This is a genomic window from Candidatus Enterococcus murrayae, assembly GCF_017315985.1.
GTDB lineage: Bacteria > Bacillota > Bacilli > Lactobacillales > Enterococcaceae > Enterococcus_A > Enterococcus_A murrayae.
The window spans coordinates 41,565-64,706 of record NZ_JAFLVR010000052.1 but is presented as its reverse complement, the minus strand read 5'-3'; the positions used below and the strand labels follow the sequence as shown (position 1 = coordinate 64,706).

23 protein-coding genes are annotated in these 23,142 nt (G+C 40.6%); 17 read left to right on the top strand and 6 right to left on the bottom strand.

Annotated elements, in window-relative coordinates:
• Positions 1-430 precede the first annotated feature (430 nt).
• On the top strand, positions 431-1,924 hold the full coding sequence (locus JZO85_RS18645; RefSeq protein ID WP_207110018.1) for an AcpB/EbpR/MafR family transcriptional regulator: 1,494 nt from the start codon (positions 431-433) through the stop codon (positions 1,922-1,924).
• A gap of 116 nt (positions 1,925-2,040) precedes the next feature.
• Here the strand turns inward: JZO85_RS18645 and JZO85_RS18640 are convergent, their stop codons facing one another.
• Positions 2,041-2,238, bottom strand: coding sequence for a hypothetical protein (locus tag JZO85_RS18640; protein ID WP_207110017.1), 198 nt, complete (start codon positions 2,236-2,238; stop codon positions 2,041-2,043).
• A 121-nt stretch (positions 2,239-2,359) separates the two neighbouring features.
• Positions 2,360-2,956: a hypothetical protein gene (locus tag JZO85_RS18635; RefSeq protein WP_207110016.1), complete on the bottom strand. Its 597-nt coding sequence runs from the start codon at positions 2,954-2,956 to the stop codon at positions 2,360-2,362.
• 224 nt (positions 2,957-3,180) lie between these two features.
• Between JZO85_RS18635 and JZO85_RS18630 the strand changes: the two genes are divergently transcribed.
• The 13 genes from JZO85_RS18630 to JZO85_RS18575 all read left to right on the top strand — a co-directional run bounded on the left by JZO85_RS18630 (position 3,181) and on the right by JZO85_RS18575 (position 16,021).
• Positions 3,181-4,341 (top strand): PTS transporter subunit EIIC, encoded by a 1,161-nt coding sequence (locus tag JZO85_RS18630; protein ID WP_207110015.1) that lies wholly within the window; start codon positions 3,181-3,183, stop codon positions 4,339-4,341.
• Positions 4,342-4,362: 21 nt separating this feature from the next.
• Positions 4,363-5,169, top strand: coding sequence for a Cof-type HAD-IIB family hydrolase (locus tag JZO85_RS18625; protein ID WP_207110014.1), 807 nt, complete (start codon positions 4,363-4,365; stop codon positions 5,167-5,169).
• 35 nt (positions 5,170-5,204) lie between these two features.
• Complete coding sequence (locus JZO85_RS18620) at positions 5,205-6,155, top strand: LacI family DNA-binding transcriptional regulator (RefSeq protein WP_207110013.1); 951 nt, start codon at positions 5,205-5,207, stop codon at positions 6,153-6,155.
• A 194-nt stretch (positions 6,156-6,349) separates the two neighbouring features.
• Positions 6,350-7,126 (top strand): TatD family hydrolase, encoded by a 777-nt coding sequence (locus JZO85_RS18615; RefSeq protein ID WP_207110012.1) that lies wholly within the window; start codon positions 6,350-6,352, stop codon positions 7,124-7,126.
• Complete coding sequence (gene rnmV, locus JZO85_RS18610; RefSeq protein ID WP_207110011.1) at positions 7,119-7,682, top strand: ribonuclease M5; 564 nt, start codon at positions 7,119-7,121, stop codon at positions 7,680-7,682. Before JZO85_RS18615 ends, rnmV begins: the two co-directional genes overlap by 8 nt.
• Positions 7,679-8,557 carry a 16S rRNA (adenine(1518)-N(6)/adenine(1519)-N(6))-dimethyltransferase RsmA gene (gene rsmA, locus JZO85_RS18605; protein ID WP_207110010.1) on the top strand — a complete coding sequence of 293 codons (879 nt, stop codon included), beginning with the start codon at positions 7,679-7,681 and terminating at the stop codon, positions 8,555-8,557. Before rnmV ends, rsmA begins: the two co-directional genes overlap by 4 nt.
• 111 nt (positions 8,558-8,668) lie before the next feature.
• Positions 8,669-9,817 (top strand): DUF3089 domain-containing protein, encoded by a 1,149-nt coding sequence (locus JZO85_RS18600; RefSeq protein WP_207110009.1) that lies wholly within the window; start codon positions 8,669-8,671, stop codon positions 9,815-9,817.
• Positions 9,818-9,964: 147 nt separating this feature from the next.
• Positions 9,965-10,090 (top strand): hypothetical protein, encoded by a 126-nt coding sequence (locus JZO85_RS23370; protein WP_277988957.1) that lies wholly within the window; start codon positions 9,965-9,967, stop codon positions 10,088-10,090.
• Between the two features lie 185 nt (positions 10,091-10,275).
• The gene (locus JZO85_RS18595; protein ID WP_207110008.1) at positions 10,276-10,524 is read left to right on the top strand and encodes a hypothetical protein; all 249 of its coding nucleotides are present in this window, start codon (positions 10,276-10,278) and stop codon (positions 10,522-10,524) included.
• A 576-nt stretch (positions 10,525-11,100) separates the two neighbouring features.
• The gene (locus JZO85_RS18590) at positions 11,101-12,135 is read left to right on the top strand and encodes a WxLIP family cell surface protein (protein ID WP_207110007.1); all 1,035 of its coding nucleotides are present in this window, start codon (positions 11,101-11,103) and stop codon (positions 12,133-12,135) included.
• Positions 12,136-12,149: 14 nt separating this feature from the next.
• Entirely contained in the window at positions 12,150-12,497 is a 348-nt protein-coding gene (locus tag JZO85_RS18585) for an EF2685/EF0750 family sortase-dependent surface protein (RefSeq protein ID WP_207110006.1), read from the top strand.
• Complete coding sequence (locus tag JZO85_RS18580; RefSeq protein ID WP_207110005.1) at positions 12,490-15,141, top strand: WxL domain-containing protein; 2,652 nt, start codon at positions 12,490-12,492, stop codon at positions 15,139-15,141. The genes JZO85_RS18585 and JZO85_RS18580 overlap by 8 nt, the downstream gene beginning before the upstream one ends.
• A 280-nt stretch (positions 15,142-15,421) precedes the next feature.
• Positions 15,422-16,021 carry a winged helix-turn-helix domain-containing protein gene (locus tag JZO85_RS18575; protein WP_207110004.1) on the top strand — a complete coding sequence of 200 codons (600 nt, stop codon included), beginning with the start codon at positions 15,422-15,424 and terminating at the stop codon, positions 16,019-16,021.
• Positions 16,022-16,069: 48 nt separating this feature from the next.
• On the opposite strand, the gene JZO85_RS18570 is transcribed toward JZO85_RS18575, so the two are convergent.
• A complete protein-coding gene (locus JZO85_RS18570) occupies positions 16,070-16,888 on the bottom strand; it encodes a MurR/RpiR family transcriptional regulator (protein WP_207110003.1) in 819 nt (272 codons plus the stop codon).
• A 146-nt stretch (positions 16,889-17,034) separates the two neighbouring features.
• Here JZO85_RS18570 and JZO85_RS18565 point away from each other — a divergent pair, with 146 nt between their 5' ends.
• From JZO85_RS18565 to JZO85_RS18555, 3 genes are all read left to right on the top strand, one after another.
• Positions 17,035-17,718 carry a putative N-acetylmannosamine-6-phosphate 2-epimerase gene (locus JZO85_RS18565; RefSeq protein WP_207110002.1) on the top strand — a complete coding sequence of 228 codons (684 nt, stop codon included), beginning with the start codon at positions 17,035-17,037 and terminating at the stop codon, positions 17,716-17,718.
• A gap of 78 nt (positions 17,719-17,796) precedes the next feature.
• Positions 17,797-19,299 carry a PTS transporter subunit EIIC gene (locus JZO85_RS18560; RefSeq protein WP_207110001.1) on the top strand — a complete coding sequence of 501 codons (1,503 nt, stop codon included), beginning with the start codon at positions 17,797-17,799 and terminating at the stop codon, positions 19,297-19,299.
• Positions 19,300-19,327: 28 nt separating this feature from the next.
• Positions 19,328-19,789 carry a PTS sugar transporter subunit IIA gene (locus JZO85_RS18555; RefSeq protein WP_207110000.1) on the top strand — a complete coding sequence of 154 codons (462 nt, stop codon included), beginning with the start codon at positions 19,328-19,330 and terminating at the stop codon, positions 19,787-19,789.
• Between the two features lie 208 nt (positions 19,790-19,997).
• Here the strand turns inward: JZO85_RS18555 and JZO85_RS18550 are convergent, their stop codons facing one another.
• The 3 genes from JZO85_RS18550 to JZO85_RS18540 are packed head-to-tail and all read right to left on the bottom strand — an operon-like array spanning position 19,998 to position 22,978.
• Positions 19,998-21,098: an SIS domain-containing protein gene (locus tag JZO85_RS18550; protein WP_207109999.1), complete on the bottom strand. Its 1,101-nt coding sequence runs from the start codon at positions 21,096-21,098 to the stop codon at positions 19,998-20,000.
• A 15-nt stretch (positions 21,099-21,113) separates the two neighbouring features.
• Positions 21,114-21,920 carry a Cof-type HAD-IIB family hydrolase gene (locus tag JZO85_RS18545; protein WP_207109998.1) on the bottom strand — a complete coding sequence of 269 codons (807 nt, stop codon included), beginning with the start codon at positions 21,918-21,920 and terminating at the stop codon, positions 21,114-21,116.
• Positions 21,920-22,978, bottom strand: a complete 1,059-nt coding sequence (locus JZO85_RS18540; RefSeq protein ID WP_207109997.1) for a LacI family DNA-binding transcriptional regulator — start codon at positions 22,976-22,978, stop codon at positions 21,920-21,922. The genes JZO85_RS18545 and JZO85_RS18540 overlap by 1 nt, the downstream gene beginning before the upstream one ends.
• Positions 22,979-23,142 lie beyond the last annotated feature (164 nt).

The following is a 23,142-nucleotide window of genomic DNA, read 5'->3' as shown; positions in this document are numbered from 1 at the left end:
CAAAAGGGACAAAAAAAATTTAACTATTAGTTTCTAAAAAAATTTATTTTAAATTTAAAAAGTGAATTAAATAACTAGTGTGTTTCGTGAGATGTCATATGTGACTTGGCGAATATGACTTTCTATAACGGTTTTTATTTTTCTATGGGTAAAAGCAAAGAAGCTTCATATCAGTTACCATTATTATATAGCAGAACAACGGATAAACCGAAGCAATAATCCGTTTCAATATTATTGCTTGGCTTTTTCTTTTGTCAAACTAAAACAAAAGGAGGAGGGAAGTGTACCATTTTGATTGCTTCAAAGGAGTAGTGATAAAGGATTCAGTATGAAACAAAAGGGGTTTTGATTCATACACATATGACTACTAGCCTACTAGAGTCAACTGTTGGTGGGGATTAGCATAGGAGTTAGTGAAGAGGGTGAGGATATGAATTTTAGAGAAATTTTAGGGGTGAGCAATTTACGGCATCTGCGCTTAGTTGAATTGCTGTATGCATGTCGAACGGGGCTATCAAGTGATCAGCTATTAGAGGAACTGGAATGCTCGCTCTCTGTTTTATTAAAGGATGTCAAACTGATTAATAGTCAGCAGGACGCCTTTCGAATTATGAAGTACAAAGGACTTTACCAGCTGCAGATCAAGTCTCATGTCAGTATTAATCGACTGTACGCTGATACAATCCAACAATCGCCGGAGTTCCAAATTATCGAGGAGCTGCTTTATGAAAAATGTGAAAACATTATTGATCTGTCGAAAAAGCTTTTTTTGAGTCCGTCAAAAACACAGCGAAATCTGAAAAAGATCGAGAGTGTATTGCTGAAAACAGGCATTAATTTGCACTATCGGCCGTTGCGTCTAGAGGGAAATGAAAGTGTCATCCGGCATATGTATTACCGCTATTTCATTGAGAAGTCGGATCGCTTGGATTCGTTGTATCGTGATTTGAAGGAGTTTCAAATCAAAGCCATCACGGAGCTGGTGAATCAATTTATTCAGGTGAATAAATTGGAGGACAATTATATTTCCCGTAAACGATTGGGGTACAACATGTATATTAGTTTGTGGCGGATCAAAAATGGCCACTATTACCCGAAATCAGAGCTGGATAGCGATTTGATGCTGCCGGAAAAGCAAAGCTTAGATGCTTTTAAACGAATGGCGATGGAGGTCTTTCGAGTGAAGCTGTCTTCGGACAAAATCAAGGATTGTCTCTGGTTGACCTATTCAGATGTGGTCGTTGCAAGTAAAGGGCAATTGCACAGTGCGTTAAGAAAAGAAGACGAGTACGCGGATTGCTATTATCGCCACTTAGAGCTTGTTGAGGAGTTCGACAGTCTTTTGAACTTCTCATTAGGCAACGAAAAGAAACAGGAATTGGCGATCGTTTTGCTGAATGAGCATCGTATCTATGAGCCAGATGGACAGCTGATCGATATTCTATTTCTTCAGCGAAAAATCTTCCTTGAAAAATTATCGGAGACCCATGATCAAGCCGTCAAAAAGGTAAAGAAAATCGTTGATCACTTTGTCCGACGCTATCAAATCTATCAAGAGGAAGATTTTGTTTGGAACTATGTCTATATCCTGATTACGATGGTTCCGCAGAGCTTGTCGCTATTAGCGAGCTGCGATCGGCCATTGAAGCTGTTGTTACTGTCTGAGCTGTCACCGACAGAAGAATTTTTCTTAGGCAGCCAAATTGAAAACCAGATTTACGGGAACTTTGAGGTTCATTATGTGGAAAAGAAATTGACCAACGTGAATATCCATCGTTCTGAATTGGAAAAATATGATGCACTGATCACTTCGAGCAGTGTGGAAGAAGTACCGGAGGAATACCCGACTGTTGTGATCGATCCATTCTTAACGAATCAGGATGTGTTTCAGCTGCAGCAGCTAGTTAGTAAGCTAGCCGGCTGAAAGGGTACGTTTCCACCCAATAGAAGGGACGATGCAGACAAGCGCACGTCTTCAAGAAAAAAAGGCAGCGAGGAAATCGAGTGATTTCCTTGCTGTCTCTTTGTTTGCCCTCGTATTTAGATGATTTTTCCATTTTTGTTATAGACTTTTGTTTCTTGGGAATGCTGGGGAACGGTATCCAATAATTGATCTAAGAGTTTGTAAGCATGGGGAAAATTCTTTGCATCAACTTTATCAAAGAATTGGCGGCCTAATTTTTCAAATTCTTTGGCTAACAGCTTTTCATTTGTTGGAATATCATATTTTGAGACCATATCAATCTCCCCCTTTAACTATGAACATCCTGTACTTTTAGTTTAACATGTGGGGTTCCGGCGTCTATCCCTAAATAAAAAAATCGTTAAAGAAGGATCCCCCTTCCTTAACGATCATTTTTTAGCGCTTTATTCTAGTTGGTTGTGCCGTAGTCCGAAACGGTTTTTTGAAGCGCTTTGGTAAAACGAGTGAGATTAATTCAAAGGGTGTGGCTAAGACTGTCCATGCGACTTGCCGAGCACTTGGATGGAAGTAATAAACCTGCATCAATACAAAATGCAATAGCAGTAGACCTGGTAATAACTCAAGACCAATCTGCCATGGCGCTTCCCAGTGAGTGAAGTAGCGCAGCAAACTCAATCCTAATGGGTACAGGTAAAACAATGAGGTTACAAGGTTTACCCGCCAGCTTTTCGTCAATAAACGAATATTAAATAAGAAGAAAAGTGCTGAAAGAACGATTCCGATTGGTGGAAATAAACTGACTAGGAATGAGTAAACGACACCAAAAAGTAAGATCCCCGGTCCTTTGATCAATGCTGCAACGAGAATCAATAGTCCGATCAATAATAATTGCTGCTTAATTGTTGCGATACATAAAAGGGCAAATAGTCCCAATGTCGCCCAATGCCAAAAACTGCTTAAAGGCTCCTTATCTGGATACCTTTGTTTTAAGTAGCGTGCGGCATTTGGAAAATCCTTTTGAAAATTAGGCATAAAATCATCTCTTTCTGATTGTACTTATTTATACTGCGCTAATTTAGCAAGCAGCACATCATGTTCTGTTTTTGAAATACATCGTCGTATTAAAGATCAAACGTTAATACATAGTATAGAGAGAATGCTTGCCAGAAACATCCGACTTTCGACGGATTTTCACTTGACTTGGAAAGCGTTCCAGAAATTATGATGGATGTAATCAAATAAAAGGACTGTTTTAAATGGAAAAAATAAGAAGATTAGGCGGTTCTCTGTTACCAGCAATTTCAGTTTTACCGGTGGCCTCCTTAATGCTGGGGATTGGTCAATGGGTAAATTCTTTTCAAAGTGATAGTTTCTTAGCCAATCTGTTAATCGTTACAGGCAATTTCATTTTAGGCAATATTTCAATTCTATTTGCTCTGTCTGTATCGATGGGACTAGCTAAAGGGGGCGATGTTTGTCTGCCAATCAGTGCGACACTGGCGTTTTTAATGATCACAAATTTATTAAAAGGGACCTTTTTAACTAAAATGGGGATAACAAATTTTGCTGATCGGATAGACGCATTAGAAAAGCTGAATAACCAGTTTATCGGGATTATCATTGGCGTACTTGTCGCCTACTTGTATAACCGCTTTTCAGAGACTAAGCTCCCAAAATATTTGGCCTTTTTCGATGGGCCGAGAATTGTACCGATCTTGACTGTTTTAGCAACGCTGATACTCGGGGGGATTCTATATTTTATTTGGCCATATCTTTTTTCACTACTTGTCGATTTTGGCAAAATGATCAGTGGATTAGGGAGTGTCGGAGCGGGGCTTTTTGGCTTTTTCAACCGGCTATTGGTTCCAACGGGGCTGCATAATGCGTTGAACTCGGTTTTTTGGTTTGATTTAGCAGGAATAAACGATATTGCCAATTTTTGGTCCTCTAAAGGGGAAAAAGGAATCGTAGGAATGTATCAAGCCGGCTTTTTTCCTGTAACGATGTTTGGTTTGCCAGGAGCTGCATTAGCAATGTATCGGCATGCGTCAAACAGGAGTGAAAAATTGAAGTCGCTTCTAATTGCAAACGCCTTTACAGCTTTTTTGATGGGGGTATCTGAACCGATCGAGCTGCTGTTTATGTTCAGCTTTCCCCCACTTTTTCTGGTCCATGCGTGTTTAACCGGTCTGTCTTTGTTTGTATGTTCGTTTTTCAGATGGACCGCTGGATTTGGATTTAGTTCTGGCTTGATGGATTATGTATTGAGTTTAAGAATACCGATAGCCAATCAGCCATACATGCTGCTAATAGTTGGTGCAGCAGCGTTCTTATTGTACTATGTATTATTTTCATTTTTCATTAATAAATTTCAACCAGAGCTATTCACCGATGAGATCGGAAATAGTATAGAATAAAGAAAAAAAGGAGAGCAAAAGATGAGTATTAAAATGATTGCAGTAGATATGGATGGGACCTTTTTAAATGATCAAAAGGAGTACAATCGAGAGCGCTTTGAAAAACTTTTTCAACAGCTGAAAGAAAATAGCATCAGGTTTGTTGTCGCTAGCGGCAATCAATACGATCAATTAAAAAGCTTTTTTCCTGAGAATCATACCGAAATGTCGTTTATTTCTGAAAATGGCGCCAATATTGTTGTTGAAGGCAATGATTACTATAATGCGCAGCTAGCGATGGATCAGGTATTGGAAACGTTAAAAGGAATCCATGCACTGGAGCCGACAGCCATCGTAATATGTGGCAAGAGGAGTGCGTATGTCTCAGAGACAATGCCTGATGATGTTTTCGAAAGCGTACGGTTCTATTATCCGAGTATTAAAAAACTTGAGAGACTGGAAGACATCGCAGAAGAAAATGATGAAGTCTTCAAGTTTGCCCTGTCGTTTCCTAATGTCGGTATTGATGCAAAATTGGCAGCTTTAGAAGAAATTTTAGCGGGAGAAATGATTCCTGTTTCCAGCGGACATGGCGATATCGATCTAATTATCCCGGGAGTTCATAAAGCCTATGGTTTAGAAAAGTTAAGCAAAGAGTGGGGAATCGATCCATCTGAAATAGCTGCTTTTGGTGATAGCGGCAATGATGTTGAAATGCTGTCGTATGTGGGTTCAAGTTTTGCCATGGAAAATGCTCAGGAAAGAGTCAAGCAGGTTGCAAATGGACTTATTGGTTCGAACAATCAGGAAAGCGTGCTGGACACAATAGAAATTTTGTTAAATTCTTAACCTGTTTTTTGTTAAAGTAAGGGATGTGAAGTGAAGTGGTGAATATCCGTGATATAGCACAGATGGCAGATGTCTCTTTATCTACAGTATCAAGAGTAATCAATAAGAATAAGTATGTTTCAGAAAAGACTAGAAATCATGTACAGAGTATTATTGATGAAACTGGTTATATAAAGAACGGCGTTGCTGTAAAGTTAAGCACTGGAAAAAGCGGCGTTATCGGGGTGCAGATTCCCTACAATAATACCTGTTACGATCAATTGATCGATAGTATTTTACTGACCGCCAAAGAAAAATGTTATCAAGTCCAACTACTCCCAACATATTATGAACAAGAAACAGAAAACTATTACTATGCTATGTTGGAGCAGAAAGTGATTGATGGCTTGATTCTAACATCGCGGTCAGACTGTACGACCGATTTGGATCAGATGCTGCTAAGAGGAAGAGTCATTTCGACTGAAAAATTAGAAAATGTAGGCGTGCCGATGATTTATGCGGATCGAGAACAAGCCTATGAGAAGGTGTTCGCTCATTTATTTGAGCAGAAAGCGCAAGATGTCGTTTTTATAGCCAAAAGATCTTCCGAGCAAAGCATCACTACTAGAAACAAAATCAAAGCCTATGAAAAATATTTTGGTAAAGCGAAAGAAAATAAGAATTTCTTTATTGGCATCGATCAGTATGAGAGTGGGTATTCCTGGGCGCTAAACCAAGTCAAAGAGCAAAGAATCCCAGCATATATTTATGTCAATGGAGATAATACGGCTGCTGGAATTTTACAAGCTTTTCAAGAAAATGGCTGGGAGCATAATAAAGATTTCACGCTAATAGGCGAAGGCAATCTATCCTATAGCCGGATTTTCAATTTTTCCACAATTGATTTTGCTTCAGAGGAAATCGGCAAGGAGTGTGTCGAATTTCTTTTATCAGATAAGAAAACCATCAAGTGTGGAAAAGAACCAACATTTATTCTGCGCAAATGAGAATTGGAGCTGTAAGGCGTTAATCGCTTTAAAGCTCTAATTTTTTTTATTTTTATCAATCAAGCGATTCTTCTTCATGGCAAAACGATAAGTCGATTACTAGTGTTTAGTCTGTTTGCAGGCAGTATGTTAAAATAAGTTGATTCTAAATGGATTCAGAAGATAAATAGGGAACAGTATTAGGAGGACTAGCAATGATTTTTGATTCTCACACGCATTTGAATGCGGAGCAGTTTGAAAATGACATCCCGGAAACGGTCGAACGAGCACGTGAGCTTGGTGTGACGGAAATGGCAGTTGTGGGGTTTGATACACCAACGATTGAAAAAAGCTTGGAGCTGAGCCAACAGTATAATGGCATTTATTCGATCATCGGCTGGCACCCGACAGAAGCAGGGAGCTACACAAAAGCGATCGAAGAAGACTTGATCAATAAATTAACGTTGCCAAAAGTGGTGGCATTGGGAGAAATCGGACTGGATTACTATTGGATGGAAGATCCAAAAGAGGTTCAGGACAAGGTTTTTCGTCGCCAAATCGCGATCGCTAAAGAAATGAATCTGCCTATCAGCATCCATACTCGTGATGCGTTGGAGGACACATATAAGATTTTGAAGGAAGAGGACATTCGTGACATCGGCGGGATCATGCACAGCTTCAGCGGTAGTGGAGAATGGGCGGAACGCTTCTTAGATTTAGGGATGCATGTGTCTTTTTCTGGTGTCGTGACGTTTAAGAAGGCACTAGATGTTCAAGAAGCAGCAACCATCGTTCCAATGGACAAATTATTAGTGGAGACAGACGCGCCTTATTTAGCGCCTATGCCTTATCGCGGAAAACGCAACGAACCGGGCTACACCAGCTATGTTGTCGAAAAAATCGCAGAATTACGAAATCTGCCGATGGAAGAAGTTGCGCGCCAGACAACGGAAAATGCGCATCGTTTATTTAGGATCAATGCCCATGACTAAAGAAAAAATCGAAGAGGTCATCGTTGTTGAAGGCAAGGACGATACCAAACGCTTGAAGGAAGTCTTTGATGTTGATACGATCGAGACTCGCGGGTCAGCGATCAACGAATCGATCCTCGAACAAATCGAGCATGCCCAAGAGACTCGCGGGGTGATCGTTTTTACCGATCCTGATTTTTCTGGGGAGAAAATCCGTAAAACTATTATGGAGACTATCCCTGATGCTCAGCATGCCTTTTTGTCTAGACGAATGGCGGCTCCGCAAAAACGCGGCGCAAGTCTAGGTGTGGAACACGCCAGCGATGAAGCGATCATTGAAGCCCTGCGCAAAGTTGTGACTCCGGCAGAAACGAATGAGGCAAAAATAGCTAGACAAACGCTGTTGGATTATGGTTTAATAGCGGGAGCTCAGGCTCGCGAACGCCGCGAGCGCCTAGGTGATGAGCTGAAGATCGGCTATACGAACGCCAAGCAATTAGAAAAACGATTGACGATGTTTCGAATCACCGAAGCACAGCTGCATGAGGCAATGAGGAAAGTAGAGGAAACTTTGTGAACAAAGATATAGCAACCCCTTCACGAACAAGAGAGATTCTGCAAAAGCACGGATTCTCCTTCAAGAAGAGCCTTGGTCAAAATTTTTTGACCGAACCAAACATTTTACAAAAAATTGTCGCTACCGCTGAGATCGATGAACATACCAACGTGATCGAAGTCGGCCCGGGAATCGGTGCTTTGACGGAACATTTGGCCCGCGCGGCGCATCAAGTTTTGGCTTTTGAGATCGATGATCGTTTGATCCCTGTTTTAGCCGATACTTTGAGCCCTTATGAGAATATCAAAGTCGTCCATAACGACATTCTGAAAGTTGATTTAAAAAAGGAAACTGAGTATTTTGATCAAGCAGGGTCAATCAAGGTCGTAGCGAATCTCCCGTATTACATCACCACACCGATCATGATGCATATCTTGGAATCAGAACTCGCCATTGATGAGATGGTAGTGATGATGCAGCGGGAAGTGGCTGATCGAATTTCGGCTAAGCCGGGAACCAAGGCATACGGTTCATTGTCGATCGCCGTTCAATACTACATGGAGGCGACGACCGCGTTTATCGTACCAAAGACGGTTTTTATCCCGCAACCGAATGTGGATTCTGCCATTTTACGGCTAGTCCGGCGTGAAACGCCCGCAGTCGAAGTAACCAATGAGACGGAATTTTTCAAATTGACGAAAGCGGCTTTTAATATGCGTCGTAAGACTTTATGGAATAATTTGTTGAGCAGCTACGGCAAAGAAGAGGCCAAAAAAGCTTGGTTGGAAACCAGCTTGAAACAAGCGGAGATTGATCCGAAGCGTCGTGGTGAAACCTTGTCGTTGGAGGAATTTGCTCGGTTATCGAATGCATTAGAGGCGAATAAGCAATCATAAAAAGAGCGCAGGCTCTTTTTATTTTTTCATTAAATCCCAACGAAATTTGTCAATTAAAACCGAACTCACCTATAATAGGAAGGTATATAAATTTTTTACTTGGAGGACACGATGAAAAAATTCCTAATTGGATTAGTAATAATAGCTGTATTAGCTACAGGCGGATATTATGCCTATACAACATTTTTCAGCAAAGAGGACACACCTAAACAAGAAACACGCAAGACAACAATAAAAAAAGCAAAAGAACCAGAAAAATCTGGAGAAACGATCAAAGCCAGTGATTATAGCGACTCTGGCAACTGGTTGGCCAAGCCATCAGAAATTACCAGCCAAGCAGATGTTTTCATGCTGTATCCAACAGCCTATGCTCAAAAAAATAAAGAGTCATCACCAGTAGCGAAAATTGATGACGCAACGATGCGTGCAGGTGCACAAGTATTCTTAGCGACTCAAGGCTCTGCCTTTGATACCAGCGGAAATATTTACGCTCCGTACTACCGTCAGCTAGACGCAAACTGGCTGTATTCAAAATCAAAAACGGAACAAAATGAATATGTCGATGGTGTACCAAAAGCAGATGTTTATGCCGCTTTTGACTATTACATCAAGCACGAAAACAATAATCGACCATTTATTCTAGTCGGTCACTCGCAAGGTGCTCGTATGATCAAAGCAATCATGTATGATTATTTCAAAAATAATCCCGGTGTCAGCGATCGCATGATTGCAGCCTATGTACTTGGGCAATCTGTGACACAACAAGAAATGAATGACAATCCGCAGGTGAAATTTGCGACTGGTCCAGATGATACAGGCGTGGTAGTTTCGTATAATACGGTTGCTCCAGATTTTACAGGAGAATTACCGACATGGGATGAAGGGGCATTAGCCATTAATCCGATCAACTGGAAAACAGATGGTACACCAGCACCAGCCGAAGAGAATCTGGGGTCTTATGTCCGAAATGATGATGGAGACTACACGAAAGTCATGAACCTTGCCGATGCTACGGTTGATGGAACAAGAGGTCTGGTCGTGTCTTCAACTGTTGATAAAGCGAAATACGAAATGCCGGAAAGCACACGAAAACTTTATCCCGCTGGTTCGTATTTAAACAATGATATCAGCTTCTATTACTATAATCTGCAGCAAAATGCAGAAAATCGTGAAGCACAGTACTTTGCGACACATCCACAGACAGAGAGCTCCGAGCAACCAGCACAGGGAGACGGACAAGTTACTGATGCGGTTCAATAAGAGGTAAATGACTATCAAATAGAGACAGGTTTTTAAATACAGTAGACAAAATCCATTTTTATGGAGGATGTCTACTGTTTTTTAGTAAGCGGACGTAAAGGGTTCAACGAATTTTCATTGATTATGATTTCAAAAGGAGTATCTATATTGTCGCGTACAGCCACAGTTTTATGCGGACTATCCGTGCTGATCAACGCCATTATTATTTCACTATTTGTGTTTTTGGACCTTTCCTTGTTTGCTATCGGGAATCATTTTTTCTCTGAAAAGTAAAAAGCAGTGAGTGAAGTCTATTTACAGATAAAGCTATGTGTAATTAGAGAACTGGTTTTCATTTCATTCAATTTTTTTGTAGCTTTTCTTATATATTTTTGTATAAATTTTTCCGTTATTATAATTCTGGATTCTTTGTGTTATACTTTTTATTCGGCATAAATAATTTTTTAAGGAGGTCTTATATGAAAAAAACGAATTTCGTAGTTGTTTTTTGGTTACTATTAACACTTATATCTTTCGTTATCTTTCTATTCAATTTTCACTCATTCTGGGACGCTATTTCTAGTCTGATTTTTACATCTCCAGATGCTTACCGGAGTAAAAATGATCTTTATCGTGAGATTTTTACGGTTTCTCCAATGATGATCGCGACATCTATAAGTTTTTATATCGGTCTAAAACAAGGATTGAAAGTTTATAACCAAAGTTAAAAATATATCGCTCATTTGAGAGTTACCTAGTGAAACTATTTTACTTAGCACCTGCAAACAAGCGTGCTGAGGTATTATTGAGCAAAAAAATATGTAAATAAGTGATCCAGTTCAATCAGCAGTACAATAAGTGAAACTGTCTATCAATGAATGATAGGCAGTTTTTTTGCATGTACAAAAGATTTTTAGTTCCTTGCACTGATTTTTCTAAGAAGTGGAATATAGTTCTGAGATCACCCATAGATACAATTCGTGATTATATGTTAGTTATAACGGAGTATCTTTGAATTATATAATAGATATTATTGCTTTGTTTGAGCTTGTAATGTATACTTTTTAAAAGTAAATAACAAAATAATAATATTTGTTGGTTAATTTCTTGTTGTGCAGTATTCAAAATATCAGAGTGGCGTAAACACTTGATATAAATAAGCGTGAAAGGGTTTTGTGATGAAAAAAATAGTGTCGTTTTATTAAGCAATGAAGAACTGGGGGATGGATGATGCGGCTTTTTAAGGTATTAAGGATTATTGAGAAAAATAATTTTGCTAAAAATTTTGAGGGAAATACGGTTTAATGTTGAATCCATTGACAAAGAAAAAAGCGAAGTTTTTATTCATAGGACTATTTTGCTTCTTACTATCACCAATGGTGACACAGGCAGAGGGAGCACAAGAATCACCGGGCTTTACTGTGGAGAGTGTCGTTTCAGAAAAACAAGTCGATCCAAATCAAAGTTATTTCTATTTGAGCGTCGAACCGAATACTCTTCAGACGATTCAGGTGAAGGTCCGAAGTATTCAAGAAGAGCCTGTGACTGTCAGTCTAGCTATTCATGATGCGGTGAGCAGCTCTATTGGGTCGATTGACTATACCCAGAAAAAGCCGGAACTGGATGAGAGTCTAAAAGATCCTATTACAAAAATAGTCACGATTAAAGAGGATCCAAAAGAAGTGACCGTTGCTAATTTTGAAGAGAAGATCATTGAGTATCAGATTAAACCGCCTGAAGAGAATTTTCCGGGGATAAAGCTGGGGGCGTTGCGATTTGTAAGAAAAGACACGGGAAAAGCACAAACAGGCGGCTTAAAAACTGAATATGCTTATGTTATCGCCTTAATGCTGACAGAGGACGGCGAAGATTTTAATCGCGGAGCTGATTTGACATTAAAGAGTGTCGGTATGAAACGTTCAAAAGGCAAGAATGTTGTCGCGGCAAAGATTCAAAATCATCAGCCGAAAATGTTACAAGAAGCGGGCATCATGGGCAATATCAAGCGTAAAGGGGAGAAAAAAGTTTTAAATAAGTTTGAAATCAAAGAATTTTCAGCAGCACCTAATTCTAATTTTGAATTTAACGTTCCATTAGATAAAAAAAATCTATCCGCAGGAACGTATGTCTTTACCGGCATTGTTAAGAGTGATGATCAAACGTGGCGCTGGAAGAAAGAATTCAATGTCGCCAGAGAAAAGGATAGAAAATTAGACAGCAACAAACAGGCACGGACGCCAAAATGGCAGGAACAATTTCCTATGGTTGTTGGATTGATCCTATTGGCGTTAGGAGTTCTGCCTATTTCAATAAAACAAAAACAGCGTCAGATAAAATGAGGAGTGTAGTAAAAATGTTAAAGAAAAGAAATTGGTTGGTACTATTTGCCTGCTTGACTATCGGGTTTCCAATGCATACATTGGCAGCAGATAACGCCACTACCGAGGTAGGGATCGGTTTTGCAGACGAAACATCGAAGCTAGAAGAATCAAAGCAGGATGATTCAAAAAAGGCTGGCACGCTACAAGGAGATAATCAGCAGAAAGGAAATGTCGTTTCTAGCCAAAGCGGGAGAAAGTTTTTGCCAAATACTGGAGAGAAAGAAATGTACATGATTCAAGTTCTTGGATTTGTTTGCCTAGCAGGAGCTTTTTTGGCAGCATTATTCTTTAATGTTAAGAAGGAGGGCAAGCATGAATAAAAGAATGGGTTCAATTCTGAGTTTAGTATTATTAACACTATCATTATTACCGTCTACTGCGATTTATGCTGAAACAACAAAAAGTTCTACTGTTGAATCCACATTATCGTCTTTGGCAGAAGATCCGTTAAAAGAGATCAGAAAACAGACCGGCAATTCCGCGACAACAGAAGCAGACAACGACCGCGATCAAAGTTCAGCTAAAGCTGATAAGCCACAAATGACGGGAGAAACAGATAAGGCAGCATCTGCCGCGAATAATTCACCAAAAAGTACTCAAGCAACAACATTAAAAGAAGGAAATCTAGGAGATTCAGCACCATATGATATTGATGCTAAATTTGCACAGGCTTTGAGAACAGATGCAACGATTAGCCACACCCATGCTTCATGGAGCGGGTTTGGAAAAGCTGAAAACACGCTAACAGTGGATGATATGGCAGCGTTGACTTCTATTGAAATAAATCAAAAAGCATTGAGCAGCTTAAAAGGAATAGAATATGCAGTAAATTTGAATGTGCTTAAATGCTACAACAACCAACTTACAGAGCTGGATGTTAGCAACAATCGTTCTTTACAAGAATTGATTTGTTACGACAATCAATTAACGAGCTTAGATGTGACGCAAAATTCCGTATTAAAGAGATTAAGTGTATTCAAAAATCAGTTAACGACATTAAATGTCAATGGTTTAACCGAATTGGAGGAGCTTTCCTGTTATGGGAATCAGCTGCCCTCGATCGATCTTAGTACGAATACTAATCTGCGACAATTGACCTGCTATAATAACCTGTTACCAGCAATAGACGTCACTCATAATAAAAAATTGAGTTATTTGAATCTTCGAAACAATCAATTGCCTGTGATTGATGTCAGCGAGAACCTAGAATTGGAATTTCTTGATACTTCTAAGAATCAGCTGCCTGCATTAGATGTTACCAAGAATGCGCAATTGACGACACTCTATACAAGTGATAACAGCTTGCCTACATTAGATATTAGTCAAAACCCAGAGCTGCAATATTTAGTTTGCGACTACAATCAACTGACGAGTTTAGATGTCCGCAAGAACCCTAAATTAATTGATTTAACTTGTTCTGTTAACCAGCTCACGGCATTAGATTTAAGCAACAATCCAAAATTAATAATGCTGCAAAGTTACAGTAACAAGTTAACACAGCTCGATACGAGTAATAACCCCGATTTAGAGGTGCTGTATTGTGATGGGAATCAATTGACTGAGTTGGATGTGACAAAAAATACTGCGATGACCATTTTGAGATGCAGTGCAAATCAATTGAAAGAACTTGATGTCAGTAAAAACACTGCTTTAGAAAGTCTGGAATGTTTTGCTAATCAGATTAGTGATATTACTAGCATGAATGGGCTGACGAAACTGACGAAATTAAAAGCATCAAGTCAAAAGATCAGAATACCAGCTCCAGCAGTGACAGATGAAAAAACAATGATTGATATCTTGAAAACAACGAATCACGCTGGTTTGAAGGCAACGAATGGTTATATAGGAAAAGAGATCATTCCTTATCCTACTTTTTTAACCGATGGGGACGTTATCAAAATGGCGGGAGTTACTAGGTTAGCCTTAATCAATAAATCCATTAACTTCAGTTATGATGGGACACAATTAGGCGAAGGCAACAGCGCTGGAGAAAAAGAGTTCTCAGGCTCGATCTATTTTGATGCTGTCAGTGAGCTGGATAACCAAATAGAAGCGACGCCTAAAAAGGTGCACGATGGTAAAAAAGTAGCCTGGAAATGGACGATCAACAGTTTCTTGCCTAAAAAAGCAGAAGAGATTAAAGGGACTTTGGACTTACCAAAAGGATTAACAATTATTCCAGAAAGTATCAAGATTGATGGTATAGCGGCGACGATTGAAGATATCAATGGAACGAATAGTCTTGGCGAGTTGGATCAAGATGAATCCAAAGTGATTTCCTTTGAGACTAGAGCGAAAGGAAATATTGGAGACTCGTTGGAAATAGAAGCTCGAGTAGATTGGATAGATGACACTGTCGCAAGTCCCTATTTTAAAATAGCTAAGGATAGTGTTCAGATTCAAGAAGAACAAATTGAAGAACCAAAAGATGGAGGCATTGCTTTATTATCAGCACCGACTTCTTTTAACTATGGTGTGAAGAAACTTCAAGCTAAAGAGACTTCCTACACGTTGAATGCGGAGCAGTACACAGACAATAAGGACGTTACAACAGAAGGTTTTTATGCGCGAATGAAGGATGAACGTACAAACAGTAGAGGCTGGAGATTGACAGCTCAGCTTTCAGACTTTAAAGACACTGACAAAAATGTGATGCCTAATAGTAGCGGAGCTGCTTTAAGGTTTGATGGAGTTACGATTGAATCAGTTACCAACCAAGATACTCCACAAGAGACGATCAGCACTTCAACGATGGGAGCACCAAGCAAGGTCAAAGCTTCGGAAAGTATAGTTGCTGGTGAAAGTCCTACCACCTTAGTGTCAGCTCAAGATGGAGAAGGAAAAGCAACATGGCAGCTAAGGATTCCATTTGACAAGGTTTCACTAAATTTACCGGCTAATGCTGGGAAAAAAGGAGAGAAATACCAAGCGAAATTAACGTGGTCACTAGATAATACACCGTAAATTCTCCAATAAAGACTGCAATTAGGTTTGACGAAATGAACATGCGCTCTTTATGAACAAGTGACGTGATGCCAAATTATTTTGGTCGAGATTAGCGCTTCAGGCTGCTTGTACGACCAAGCAGCCTGAAGAAGTCTGGAAGAGTAGAAGCCATTAGAATGGGGTGATAAAAATATTTCGAATTCTTTTTTTGACGAAAAGTCCCTATACAGAATTAACGCTTGAAGAAACTCTTCGTAAATTAGGGCACGAAGTTTTTTGCAGCAGCAGCTTAATAAAAATGTTGAAATATCAAGAAAAGGCGATGGAGCTTTTGGATACTTTTCAGATTGTTTTATTAAGTGAGACCATTCCTAACAGAGAGACCGAAGAATTATTAGAGCGGACAAGTCCGAGTAATGTCATCGTTTTGCAAATAGTGGAGAAGATACCTGAGGAAGAAGAGCTGCTAAAAAAACAGGAACAAGGGATTAATTATTTCTTACCTAAACACGCTTCTTTAGAAGAAGTTCGTGAGCTGTTAAGCTTTGAAGGAATAGGCGATTTTGTTACCCAGAGTAAGCATTCGTCTTCTGAATGTGTGAGTATTACCGATAAAGAAGTATTTTTATCGAAGCTGTCTCTGACGCCCCAAGAACAAAAATTGTTACAAGAGTTGATAAGAGTGAAGGGGAAGGTTCTATCGCGCAAGGAGTTATGTCAGCAGATCTGGAATAAAGAGCTGACAAATTCGACGCAATCACAGCTATCATTTCTAATTAAAAAAATTAAACGAAAGATAGAGGATGCAAATCTTGATAGTTCTTGCATCAAAACTCTTTGGGGCAAAGGGTATTCATTTGATGATGTCCATTTGACCCAAAACAAACGTGAATACTGAAAAAAGTGATCAGCTGCTTCTGCTGATCACTTTTTTTATCACAAAGAACTAATCCAAGCTTTTATCCAAAATAGAACGCAAAACCGTTTCTCGTAATTCAATCGAATTCACATTGTTTTCGATCTCATAACCTTGAACCAGCAGATCACATACATACAATTGAGAAATTTTTCCGGCTAAGGAAGCACCGTCTAAAAATTCCTCGATTGCAGTTTGCAGGACAACATCCGCTAATTGGGCAATGGGTGATAGCTGATAATTGGTAATAGCAATTATCTTTGCGTGATTTTTCTTTGCGATCTGCAGCGAATCATGGGTGTCTTTGGTCCTACCCGATAAAGAGAGGCCGATAACTAGGTCCTTTTCTGTCAGTAAAGAAGCAACTTGCGCTTGGAAGTGAGGATCGATGACAGAACGAGATTGAACCCCTACACGCAGCAGCATTGCTTCCAAGTCATTGCCGGTATTGCCGCTTGAGCCTACACCAAAAATATAAAGTTGATTTGCTTCAGTAATTAATTGGACGGCTTGTCTAAGCTGTTCGTTATCTAATCGTTGATTTGTCGTTTTTAATGCATTGTTGATGGTTTTCGTTCGTTTATCAAAAAGGTCGGATTCTTGAGAATCTTCTTGCTGCTTGCTGAAATCCTCTTTAGCAATCGCGATTTTTAAATCAGAGAACCCGGAGAAACCGATTTTTTGGCAAAACCGAATAATTGTCCCGTCGCCCACATTTGTCGCTCCACGAATATCGCTCATGGTACTGTGAACGATTTTTTCACCGCTGGACAAAATATAGTCGGCGATTTTTTTTTCTGATTTGGTTAGCGTTGAGTAATTTTCTTGGATCGTATACGTAATGGTCATATTTTCTCCTTTAGTCCTTGCGTTGTCATAATGAATTATACGTCAAAACAACTTTTTTTTCATTTTCTATTTACATTTCTGAAAGCGCATGCTATATTTTTGGAGTAATAATCCAAAATATTTTAAAAACGGAGTGAAAATGGAGCGTGAAGAAAAAAGAATTTTTGAGTGCTGTAAAGGGCGGATTGATTGTTTCTTGTCAAGCATTGCCGGGAGAACCACTATACACATCGGAAGGAGGGATCATGCCATTAATGGCATTAGCTGCAAAAGAGGCCGGGGCAGTTGGGATTCGTGCCAACACAGTCAGAGACATCCTACAAATTAAGGAAAAAGTGGATCTGCCAGTCATCGGCATCATCAAGCAAAACTATGCTGGTTCTGAAGTGTTCATAACACCGACCATGAAGGAGGTTGACGCATTAGTAGCTACTGGGGTGGACGTTATCGCTTTTGATTGTACTTTGCGTCAGCGGCCAGATAATCAAGCGATCGATCAATTTATCAAGCAAGTCAAAGAGAAATATCCTGAGCAACTATTAATGGCGGACATTGCAACCTTTGAAGAGGGAGTCAACGCTTGGCATGCGGGGATGGATTTTATTGGGACCACTTTGAGAGGCTACACAGACGCTGCAGCGCCAACAACTGAAGAGCTAGTAAAAGCATTGGTTGCTGAAGGAGTATCGGTTATTGCTGAAGGACAGATTCATACACCAGAGGAGGCGAGAAATATACAAGATCTAGGAGCAGCCGGGGTGGTTGTTGGTGGTGCGATCACACGACCGAAGGAGATTGCAGCCCGTTTTATTCAAGCGCTGACAGAATAAGGATGATGGTTTTTAGCAGAGACAACTAAATGGTGTGTGGCAGGAGTACTTAATAGTAAATAAGGAGGATAAATCATTATGTTTAAAAAGTTTTCACAGTTAGGGCGGGCATTTATGCTGCCGATCGCTATTTTACCAGCGGCCGGATTGCTGTTGGGATTAGGCGGGGCGCTGACAAATGAAAGTGCAGTAGCGGCTTACCCATTTTTGGATCAGCCGTGGCTGCAGACAATTCTCAGTGTCATGAGTTTTGCTGGGAATGCGGTATTTGCAAATTTGGCTTTGATTTTTGCGATCGGGATCGCCGTTGGGTTAGCTAAAGGCGACAAAGGAACTGCGGGATTAGCTGGTGGAGTGGCATTTTTAGTTTATACTGCAACGATTAGCGGGTTATTGGAATTATTTTCTGCTAAAGATGCCAGCATTGATACCGGTGTCGTAGGCTCGATCGTTATTGGTGGAACCGTCGCTTTCTTGCATAACCGCTATCGAAAAATCGAGCTGCCGCAATTTCTAGGGTTCTTTGGCGGGTCACGTTTTATTCCGATCGTTTCTTCTTTTAGCGCGATTGCGATTGGCTGCGTATTCTATCTGATTTGGCCACCGATCCAAAACGGGCTGGTTGTTGTAGGCCAGCAGGTGGCACAAATGGGCAGCATTGGAACCTTCTTTTATGGTTTCTTACTTCGGTTGACTGGTGCAGTAGGTTTGCATCATACCATTTATCCAATGTTTTGGTACACTTCTTTAGGTGGAGTGGAAACGGTTGCGGGAAGTTCAATCTCTGGAGCACAAAATATTTTCTTCGCTCAATTAGCGGATTCTAGTCACACAGGATTGTTTACTTATGGGACTCGTTTTTTTGCGGGGCGTTTTGCAACGATGATGTTCGGTCTGCCAGCGGCTTGTTACGCAATGTATCGTGCGATTCCAAAAGAGAACCGCAAGAAAAATGGCGGATTGTATTTTAGCAGTGCTTTGACTTCTTTCTTAACTGGGATCACTGAACCGATTGAGTACATGTTCTTATTTGTTGCTCCTTGGTTGTATGTGATTCACGCGTTTCTAGATGGTTTATCTTTCTATTTTGCAGATATATTGAATATTAGAATCGGGAATTCTTTTTCTGGCGGGCTGATCGATTACTTATTATTCGGTGTTTTACAGGGAAATGATAAAACCAATTGGATAAAAGTGATTCCATTTGGAATAGCTTGGGCGTTCATTTATTTCTTTGTATTCAGCTTCTGCATCAAGAAATTCCGTGTCGCTATTCCAGGAATGGAGAATGATGAAGAGTTGGCTGTCGAAGTGGATGATTCTGGTTCTAAAAGCTTACAAGAGGAAGCGTGGCAAATCATTGAGGCATTGGGCGGAGATACAAATATCGAAACGGTCACGGCTTGTGCGACACGACTGAGGGTAGCTGTAAAACAAGGAGATCAGGTTCAAAAGGCAGTCTTCAAGCGACTTGGTGCAACAGCAGTTTTTGAAGTTCAGGGCGGTATTCAAGCAGTTTTTGGCGGCAAGGCGGATCTGTATAGTCAAGAAATCAATCAGTTACTGGGACGCGACGACTAAGCTTGAAGATTGATTGGAGGAATAAGGGATGTTTGAGAGATTAAAAAAGAAAAAGACTGAAGCGGTGTTTGCACCGGTTGATGGTCATTTTGTAGCGTTGCCGGATGTTACTGATCCGGTCTTCGCACAAAAAATGATGGGTGAAGGCTTTGGCATACAGCCGACCTCAGCAGAGATTTATGCGCCCATCCAAGGGACAGTGACAACGATTTTTCAAACGAAGCATGCGATTGGATTAACAGGAAACTCAGGCAGTGAAGTGTTGATCCATATCGGACTAGATACAGTTGAGCTGAACGGTGAACCTTTTGAAGTTCACGTAAAAGAAGGTCAATCGGTCGATGAAACCACATTGCTGGTTACCGCTGATTTTGAAAAAGTTCGGGCCGCAGGCAAAGCAGAAGTAGTCCTAACATTGTTTACAAATGGCGGTGAGAGTTTTGATTCGTTGAATAAAAATCAGGTTAAGCATCAAGAAACGTTAAGATAGAGCTGATAACTACAACGACGTGAACGAATTTATTTTCTAAAACTGAAAAAATTGCATATGATTTTCGTCACGCATATGAATTTACTAATCACGTTAAAGACGAGAAGTGGAATACGAAAACAAACCGCTCAATTCTGAAAGGATTGAGCGGTTTCGATTATTTCTAATTGACTGGAAGTTAGGGACTTGCCAATCAAGTAGGGGCGATTTAAACGTAGTCCTGGACGACGGTTTTACTTTTGACTGCTTGTGAGAAGTCGGTAAAAATCCGATTCGTAATATCGATGCCTTTTTCTCTGGAGATATACCAGCAGAAGACTTGGAAGGGAATGACTGCCAGATAAGGTGCTTTGAATTCATCTGTGCATTCTCCTAAAGCTAGCGTGTTTGCATCTTCGGCTTCGTTTTCTCGCAGCGAAATGGTAAAGACATGTTCAGTATGTCTTTGTTCATAAGCTTTCAGCAGTCCAGCCTTTTCGATGATCTCAGGCTTCGCAGGTGTCTCAATGAAAAATAAGCGATGCTCAGGATTGATCTCTAGGTAAGGACCGTGCATGAAGGCTTCCAGCTCGACACCTAATGAAGGAACGCGAATCGTCTCGGAAAATTTAGTCTCCATTTCTTTCGCGGTTCCAACAGCTGGTCCATAAGCAATCGACGTGAAGCGTGGTGCAGCTTGGAAATCCTTGCGATGAGTTTCAAAAAAGCTCGTTGTAGCTTCGATCGCATGATTGAAACGGCTAGTCAATTCTAAGAAATCTTTCAATTCAGCTGTCTCTTGTTCTTCGGTGATTAGGCCTTTTTTTACACCAATCCGCAGACCCAGCAGCATCAATGCTAAAACGGTCGCAGAGAAGCCTAAGGTCACATAGCCGACACGTTCACGGCCTGACAATACGTCTAATGTTGAAGTGGTGACTTTCGTGATCTCACTATCAGAAATACTAGTCACCGCCATTGTATGTACCGCGTGATGATTGGTGATTTTGTCCATCGCTTCGATCGTTGAGGTACTTTGACCGCTTTGGGAGATACCTAAAACAACTTGAAGCTGGGGATCGATTTTTTCATAATGGGTAAAATTGTATGGTTCTTCAATCGCTAATTTTACCTCAGCCATTTTTTCAATATAGTATTTGGCGCTTTTCGCCGCGTTGATACTAGAGCCTGTGCCTAAGACAAGCCAGTTCGCAGCATCTAGGTTCAGCCCTTTGATTGCGGCGTCGATATTTGCGGGATATGTATTGATTGCCGCGGTCAATTTTTCTTGTTCTTCTAAGATATAGGACAGCATAGTTGGTTTCGACATGGTTTTACCACCTTTTTATTTGAAATAGTCCAGCAGAAAATTGGCGATGCCATCTTCTACGTTCGTGTTCGTAACATATTGCGCGTGCTGCTTCAGCTCATCTACGGCATTGCCCATCGCGACACCGATACCAGAAGCTTGCAGCATCTCTAAATCATTCATTCCATCACCGAAGCTGATGATGTTTTTTTGCGGAACCGTTAACTCCTTACGCACGGCATGGATCGCCGTTGCTTTATTCACGCCTAACGGGATCAACTCGATATTGTTTGGGTGAGAGGAGGAGACAGATAGTAACCCACTCTTGGCCAAAATTTCCCGAACTTCTTTCAGCTTGTCCTCTTGATCATCCGCAATAATGATGCCGTTGACGATGCGCTGACTGACCTCCATCAAGGTCTCCATTGAATCAATCGAACAAAAATCTTCTTCATCATTTCCGATTCGCGATTGATCATTTTTCTGCAGGTAGCTAGGAAGCTGCTGGGTATAGAAAATCGTGTGCTCACCAAAGAAAAACATCGGCAGCTGATAGTCTGTGGTCGTTTGATAAACGAACCGCAAAGCTTCATCAGACAAACGCTTTTTGTGGAGCATTTCATTGACTGTATAGACACTGCCGTTTGAAGCGATGACCTGCGTATCATCGGACAGCTTTCGCGCCATTTCGAAGGCGGAAGAATATTTTCTCCCCGTCGCTACGTAAAACTGATGACCATCTTGCTGCAGCTCCTTGACAACTGACTTTGTTCGTTCGGAAATCTTTTGATCCCGAGCAACTAAGGTGCCGTCGATATCCATAAAAATCAAATGTTTTTCCATTAATCTCTCATCCTCCCAATACCGCAGGATTCGCGAATAATTAATTCAGGCGAATGTGCTTCTAAAGTGTCCAACGGTTCTTCATTGATCATTTTTAATAGCCGCTTCACGGCTTGTTTTCCAAGAAACTGGTTATGCTGATTGATGGTGGTGATTCGCGGAATTTGATAATCTCCATCAGGAAATGCGTCACAGCTGGCGATTGCGATGTCTTTTGGACAGGACAATCCGTGATCCGCTAATGCACGAAAGGCACCTAGAGCCACACGATCATTGATCGCTAACACTGCATCAGGCAATGTTCCTTGCTTGATCAGGGTCTCCATATTTTGATACCCATCTTCGGTATAGAAATCACTTAATAGGATCAAGTCAGGATCGAAGGTACTATATAGTGAGATCACTTTCTTAAAAGCTTCCACCCGCTGAGTCGTGATTTTGACACTTGGTTCCCCACCGATAAAACCGATCTTCCGATGTCCTAACGCCAATAAATGTTGGACTGAAAGAAAGATTCCTTTCTCTAGATCCCGCTCAATAAAAGCGCAGCTGCAGTTTTCCTGCTTTTGTCCAATGATCAGGACCGGCACTTGGCTGTTCAGCTGTTCCAATGTATGAAGGTAATCAGGATTTGGTTCGTCCCGGTCGATCTCGCCACCGAGAATCAGAACGCCATCGACCTTCTTTTCAAAAATCGTATTAAAGGTGTCACGTTCCGCGAAGCTGCTATCGGCTCTTTTCTGGCGACCAGCAGTCATAGTATTAAAAAGTAAAAGTGAATAATTTTGCTCAAAGCTGGCCAGCTCGATCTCAGAAACCAACGAAGTAAAGTACGGGTTGGTGATATCTGAAACGACGACGGCAAGCGTTTTCGTTTTATTTGAAATCATGCCGCGAGCCAGCATGCTTGGCTGAAAGCCTTCCTTGTCGATCACTGCTTGAACCTTTGCTCGTTTAGCAGGTGAAACAGAAGGATGATCATTTAAAACGCGGGAAACTGTCGAGACAGACACACCGCTTTCTTTAGCTATTTCTTTGATTGTGATATTTTTTTTCATGAGAGAGCGCCTCCTAGAAATTAGTTTAGGGGAGGAATGAAAAAAAAGCAAGATATTTTTGGTAACGTTTCTAAATGAAAAAAAACTATTGACAGGGTTAATGAACGCAGGTTATGATGATTTTGAAAACGGAAACAATTCATACTTATTTGGTAACGTTACCA

Excerpts from the sequence above, each read along its gene's own strand:
- JZO85_RS18645 (WP_207110018.1), top strand. The coding sequence starts at position 431 with ATGAATTTTAGAGAAATTTTAGGGGTGAGCAATTTACGGCATCTGCGC.
- JZO85_RS18640 (WP_207110017.1), bottom strand. The coding sequence starts at position 2,238 with ATGGTCTCAAAATATGATATTCCAACAAATGAAAAGCTGTTAGCCAAA.
- JZO85_RS18635 (WP_207110016.1), bottom strand. The coding sequence starts at position 2,956 with ATGCCTAATTTTCAAAAGGATTTTCCAAATGCCGCACGCTACTTAAAA.
- JZO85_RS18630 (WP_207110015.1), top strand. The coding sequence starts at position 3,181 with ATGGAAAAAATAAGAAGATTAGGCGGTTCTCTGTTACCAGCAATTTCA.
- JZO85_RS18625 (WP_207110014.1), top strand. The coding sequence starts at position 4,363 with ATGAGTATTAAAATGATTGCAGTAGATATGGATGGGACCTTTTTAAAT.
- JZO85_RS18615 (WP_207110012.1), top strand. The coding sequence starts at position 6,350 with ATGATTTTTGATTCTCACACGCATTTGAATGCGGAGCAGTTTGAAAAT.
- rnmV (WP_207110011.1), top strand. The coding sequence starts at position 7,119 with ATGACTAAAGAAAAAATCGAAGAGGTCATCGTTGTTGAAGGCAAGGAC.
- JZO85_RS18600 (WP_207110009.1), top strand. The coding sequence starts at position 8,669 with ATGAAAAAATTCCTAATTGGATTAGTAATAATAGCTGTATTAGCTACA.
- JZO85_RS18595 (WP_207110008.1), top strand. The coding sequence starts at position 10,276 with ATGAAAAAAACGAATTTCGTAGTTGTTTTTTGGTTACTATTAACACTT.
- JZO85_RS18590 (WP_207110007.1), top strand. The coding sequence starts at position 11,101 with ATGTTGAATCCATTGACAAAGAAAAAAGCGAAGTTTTTATTCATAGGA.
- JZO85_RS18585 (WP_207110006.1), top strand. The coding sequence starts at position 12,150 with ATGTTAAAGAAAAGAAATTGGTTGGTACTATTTGCCTGCTTGACTATC.
- JZO85_RS18580 (WP_207110005.1), top strand. The coding sequence starts at position 12,490 with ATGAATAAAAGAATGGGTTCAATTCTGAGTTTAGTATTATTAACACTA.
- JZO85_RS18575 (WP_207110004.1), top strand. The coding sequence starts at position 15,422 with ATGTTGAAATATCAAGAAAAGGCGATGGAGCTTTTGGATACTTTTCAG.
- JZO85_RS18570 (WP_207110003.1), bottom strand. The coding sequence starts at position 16,888 with ATGACCATTACGTATACGATCCAAGAAAATTACTCAACGCTAACCAAA.
- JZO85_RS18560 (WP_207110001.1), top strand. The coding sequence starts at position 17,797 with ATGTTTAAAAAGTTTTCACAGTTAGGGCGGGCATTTATGCTGCCGATC.
- JZO85_RS18555 (WP_207110000.1), top strand. The coding sequence starts at position 19,328 with ATGTTTGAGAGATTAAAAAAGAAAAAGACTGAAGCGGTGTTTGCACCG.
- JZO85_RS18550 (WP_207109999.1), bottom strand. The coding sequence starts at position 21,098 with ATGTCGAAACCAACTATGCTGTCCTATATCTTAGAAGAACAAGAAAAA.
- JZO85_RS18545 (WP_207109998.1), bottom strand. The coding sequence starts at position 21,920 with ATGGAAAAACATTTGATTTTTATGGATATCGACGGCACCTTAGTTGCT.
- JZO85_RS18540 (WP_207109997.1), bottom strand. The coding sequence starts at position 22,978 with ATGAAAAAAAATATCACAATCAAAGAAATAGCTAAAGAAAGCGGTGTG.